The 4,239-nt window shown below is 60.8% G+C and carries 6 protein-coding genes and 1 pseudogene; 2 read left to right on the top strand and 5 right to left on the bottom strand.

What is annotated here, in order from left to right; translation table 11 throughout:
- Positions 1 to 115 precede the first annotated feature (115 nt).
- Complete coding sequence (locus tag BQ8794_RS35650) at positions 116 to 562, bottom strand: hypothetical protein (RefSeq protein ID WP_167378745.1); 447 nt, start codon at positions 560 to 562, stop codon at positions 116 to 118.
- Here BQ8794_RS35650 and BQ8794_RS15665 point away from each other — a divergent pair.
- Together BQ8794_RS15665 and BQ8794_RS36535 are read left to right on the top strand one after the other, a co-directional pair.
- Complete coding sequence (locus BQ8794_RS15665) at positions 533 to 1,213, top strand: ATP-binding protein (RefSeq protein ID WP_244554984.1); 681 nt, start codon at positions 533 to 535, stop codon at positions 1,211 to 1,213. The two genes, BQ8794_RS35650 and BQ8794_RS15665, sit on opposite strands and share 30 nt — an antisense overlap.
- A 225-nt stretch (positions 1,214 to 1,438) precedes the next feature.
- Positions 1,439 to 1,714, top strand: coding sequence for a tyrosine-type recombinase/integrase (locus BQ8794_RS36535; protein ID WP_425293540.1), 276 nt, complete (start codon positions 1,439 to 1,441; stop codon positions 1,712 to 1,714).
- A gap of 290 nt (positions 1,715 to 2,004) precedes the next feature.
- Here the strand turns inward: BQ8794_RS36535 and BQ8794_RS35645 are convergent, their stop codons facing one another.
- The 4 genes and pseudogenes from BQ8794_RS35645 to BQ8794_RS36525 all read right to left on the bottom strand — a co-directional run.
- Positions 2,005 to 2,211: a hypothetical protein gene (locus BQ8794_RS35645; RefSeq protein WP_167378750.1), complete on the bottom strand. Its 207-nt coding sequence runs from the start codon at positions 2,209 to 2,211 to the stop codon at positions 2,005 to 2,007.
- A gap of 304 nt (positions 2,212 to 2,515) precedes the next feature.
- Positions 2,516 to 3,142, bottom strand: coding sequence for a P1 family peptidase (locus tag BQ8794_RS37405; protein WP_280174593.1), 627 nt, complete (start codon positions 3,140 to 3,142; stop codon positions 2,516 to 2,518).
- The gene (locus BQ8794_RS37050) at positions 3,090 to 3,617 is read right to left on the bottom strand and encodes a M55 family metallopeptidase (RefSeq protein WP_280174592.1); all 528 of its coding nucleotides are present in this window, start codon (positions 3,615 to 3,617) and stop codon (positions 3,090 to 3,092) included. Before BQ8794_RS37050 ends, BQ8794_RS37405 begins: the two co-directional genes overlap by 53 nt.
- Before the next feature lie 361 nt (positions 3,618 to 3,978).
- A pseudogene (locus BQ8794_RS36525) lies at positions 3,979 to 4,239 on the bottom strand (CocE/NonD family hydrolase); the annotation flags it as partial.

Raw genomic sequence — 4,239 nt, 5'->3', positions numbered from 1 at the left:
CATGACGCTTGAGACCATCAGCCAAATGAGCGATGATCCACTCATCAGCCTGCCGGCAGTGGCGCGCTGATCAGTCCAGCCCCATGCCGGAGAGCACGGCGTCCAATGCCGTCAACTACACCACGCCAGTGGGCACGATCCGCTTCCGGCGCTGGGCTCGTTCGGTCGGGCCACAGACGAGGGGCTTATAATCGCAATTCTTGCCAGCAGGCCGCATCCGGAACAGGGCTTCAGAACATGCCTCGGCGTGCTCAAGCTCTATCAGGCAATCAGCACGGCGCAAGCCGAAGCCGTTTCGGGCCGTGCGCTCGAGATCGGCGGCCTGAACTGCAAGAGCATCACCGCACTCATCAAATCCCACAAAGCCTCCAGGCACACCGCCGAACCTGCCGCCGTCGGCGAGCATGCCAATGTTCGCGGCCCTGGTTACTTTCATTAAGGAGATAATCAACGAACGCTCAGCAATCCAACCATCGACATGCTGCGCGAACTCCGCCTTTCCGGCATCGCAAACGCGTGACAGAATCTGGAGATGCAGCCGGAGGCACGAGCCCTCCAGCATGGCGAATGGCTTGCCCTCCTGCTCCAACGGGAGGCGACAACGCGGCGTCAGAATCGCTTCGAGGCCAGAGCCCGTGCCGCCAGATTACGTCATGAGGCCCAGATCGAGAACGCCGATTTCCGGGCAACCCGCGGTCTTGATCGCAATCTCTTCACGAGGCTGGCGACATGTGACTGGATCAGACAGCGCCATAGCCTACTCCTGATCGGACCAGCCGGCGTCGGGAAGAGCTGGCTGGCCTGCGCGCACGGCCACAAGGCATGCCGCGAGGATCTCTCGGTCGCGTACCACCGTGTACCGCGCCTCTTCGCCTCGCTGGCCCTTGCCCGCGGAGAAGGCCGTTACGCGAAGCTGCTCAAGAGCCTGGCCAAAACCGACCTGCTTTGCTTATTTAGACAATTGGGAGCCGGAGAAGCTCAACGACGAAAAACGCCGCGATCTCCTGGAATCATCGAGGATCGCTACGAGAAGCGTTCCACCATCCTCACAAGTCAAATTCCCGTGGATCACTGGTATGACATGATCGGCAATCCGACCATCGCCGATGCCGTTCTCGACCGGCTTATGTTCATAACGCCTATCACATCGAACTTTCCGGCGATAGCATGCGCAAGCAAGATCCTGCCAGTCTCAGACGCCACTCCCGCTTGACCCAAAACGAGTTCGCCGAAAAATATCGAAAAGACCCAGAGGCGCTCTAAGCCGTCCGGCTTCGCCTCGGAATCGCGTCCGATATTCTATCGGAATAGGTGTCCGGTTTCGTCTCGGAATCACTGGCCGGAATCATTGGAATACGCAGCAAAGGACGTAGAGACCGCGTCGTCCCCATTGCGAAGGACCTGGCGCGGGCGCTGACATCCTTGTTGAGCGAGCGGGATCGCCCATCACGAGCCGCGACCGATATTCGTCGTCGCCCGCAACGAGCGCCTGACTCGTTTCGGAGCGACGCATATGGTGCGGCGTGCGGCCAACGAGGCCGTGCCTACCAAGCCGACCTTGGCCGACGAGCCCATATCGCCGCACATCTTCCGGCACTCCCTCGCCATGAAGCTTCTTCAGTCCGGCGTGGACCTTTCGACGATCCAAGCCCTGGCTCGGGCACGCACAGGTCGCCACGACCCACCGCAATGCCGCAGCGGAATGTCGAGATGATGCGCAATGAACTCGAGAAGGCGGGCGTCAACGGCGATCACGGCGTGCGTTTCGAACAAATCACTCCGTTCTGCAACTGCTGAACTCCATCTGAATATTATGTGGCGGAGGCAAGCTGGGTTTGGCCGTCCCGAAAGGGTCAGGGCGGCTCCGCCACATAATCTCGCCCCCGCATAAGAACGGATCGGTTCCCATCGTCTCTCACACCAGCGCCGCCAATCCCTTCGCACCCTTGCGTAAGTCGACGGGCGTCGTCGCCACCATGACCTTGACCGCACCCGTCGGCCCGATCACGACGTTGCCTCCAGCGCGCGGATCACCGCTGCAACTGTCTTGGTATCGGCGCCCCGGCCGACGCGCATCGCGATGCCGTCGATCTCAAGCTCGATCAAGCCGGCATCTTGAGCGGCTTTCCGTTTCCGCTGCTTCGGTAAACGGCTGGCTACAGGTTCCGCCGCCACAACCGCCGGCGCAAAGGTAGGAAAATCTTGCTGCACCGAAGCAGCCTGTTTGCGCGCTTCGCCGCGCCAGGCGAAGACATGCTGCGGCCTAAGGCCATACCGACGGGCGACCCTCGCAAATATTAGCGTTCGGCCTCCAGCGTCTCCGCGATGATCCGCGCCTTGTCATCCACCGACCAATACGCCGACGCCAGCACCGTTGATCACCCCGAAACGACGAAGCTGCCGCTCCGGGTCAAGCTTAAGGTCAAGTCCAGACACAAGCCGATCTCCAATCCCAATACTGGATCGGCAACCTCACAGATCGCGACCACTCCCGAAAGGTGGCCCACAACAGCGCTTACGGCCGACTCACTAGTGCTAAGGTTGACGTTGAGAAGGCAAGGCAAAGGTCGCCGGATCCGTCTCCAACTGGCGTTTCCGTGCGAACGATGCCGATGCACTCGCGTCGTGCAACCCGCTCCAACTGGGTAGGCATCAGAGGGGCATCGGTCGCCACGATGATGCGAGCCCTGCTCGCCAGCCCAGAGCCGGATTGATCTGATGGGTTCACCAACAGGACGCCGAGAACTTTGAGGTGCGGTCGAATTCCAAAGTTCGCCAAGACACCCGAGACTACCGTGAGCCTAGCAAATCCACTAGGCGAGACGACGTTCCCGCCCCGCCCTTGAGCTCGAGCAGACATGCCCGTCCCGCCTCCAACATTGCCTTCGGCCAGCGGCCCGCTGGAAGCTTCATTTAGGGCCTTCATTACATGGGCAGATGTAGTGTATTCGACGACCAGCTCGAAACCGTCGGCGAGCCGGGGGAGGCAGGCCGACAAGTCGCGGGACAGCGCCGTTTCGACCCCATTGCGGATAGGCTTGACCGCCGCTCCTGGGGTCAGCGACGAGGTGGCCAGGCCGAATCCTTCGCTAGTAGCCACCGTACCGATGGCCGGCACCAGCACTTTCGCCTCGGCGCACATGCCGGCGTCGCCCGCTCAAGAACACCGAAGGCACACCGTAGCGCGCTGCGGAGAGTGCGTTTAGCGTATATTCCGAGGCGATCTCGCCGTTGATCAGTAGCCGCGAAACGGTGCCGGTCAAGGTGTGTGCCAACGGGTTGGTGTCCGTTCCGGCCTTGTTGTGATAACCGGTGTAAAGGGCGGCGGCGAAGCTGTCATCGATGCCGAACATCATCATGTCTGGATGGCCGCTCCAGCCGCGCACGATGCGGACATAGTCCGGTAGTCTCGACAGGATGAGGTTGCGCGCCTTGGAGTTCGCGTCCTTCACAACCACTTCCGTGGCGCCGGCCGCCCTCGCGCCCTCGCAGGCCGCGACCAACTCGTCGGTCATGTACTCGCGGAATTCGACATAGTCTGGATTGCCCTCCTTTGCCTCGTCCCAGTGGGTGATGCCGGCAGTGCCTTCGATATCGGCGCTGATGAATACCTTCATTGTCTGTCCTCCTGGACGTCAGAAAATCGGCCATCGACGACAGCAGCCCGACATCTGCTTGGGGCCAACGATCGTCGGCGCACTCAATCAGATCGACTGACTCCCCGCTTCGAAAACACCGTCAGCAGCCCGCACTTTGGCCATTGCCTGCCGGCGCTCGAGGAACATCGGGCCGAAACGCTAGAATTGCGAACTGCTCTGCGATCGTGGGACGTGGACAGGCACGAGTCGCTCCTTGTCGGGTGAGGCAACCCACGGTATCGACGAAGATGTAATCGGCATTCGCATTAGCAGCTTTCCCGATCATCTCAGGGCTTGAGCCCAGGAGGCAGTACCATAATAGCGGCATTTGGCAACGAGCTTATTGGATCGGCAGGCCGCCAAGGATAACTTCGTCGTCCTTGCGATAGGGTTGACCTCGAAGCTCGTTGTAGGCCGGAGCCGGGGCTCGAGCCACCGCCCCCGGGATGACGGGAAGAAGTATTCTGGAAGCATGCTTCCCCGAATGATAGACCCTGTTGATGGACGGGGCTCCGGCTGGAATGCTGCCGAGGACGCTATGCGGAATGGGATTGGGCGCACCAATGGTCAGTTCAAGGCTATGCCCTTGCCTGACCACGTG

It is taken from the genome of Mesorhizobium prunaredense (assembly GCF_900156895.1).
Classification (GTDB): Bacteria; Pseudomonadota; Alphaproteobacteria; order Rhizobiales; family Rhizobiaceae; genus Mesorhizobium; species Mesorhizobium prunaredense.
This window is presented reverse-complemented; position numbering and strand designations above follow the sequence as displayed.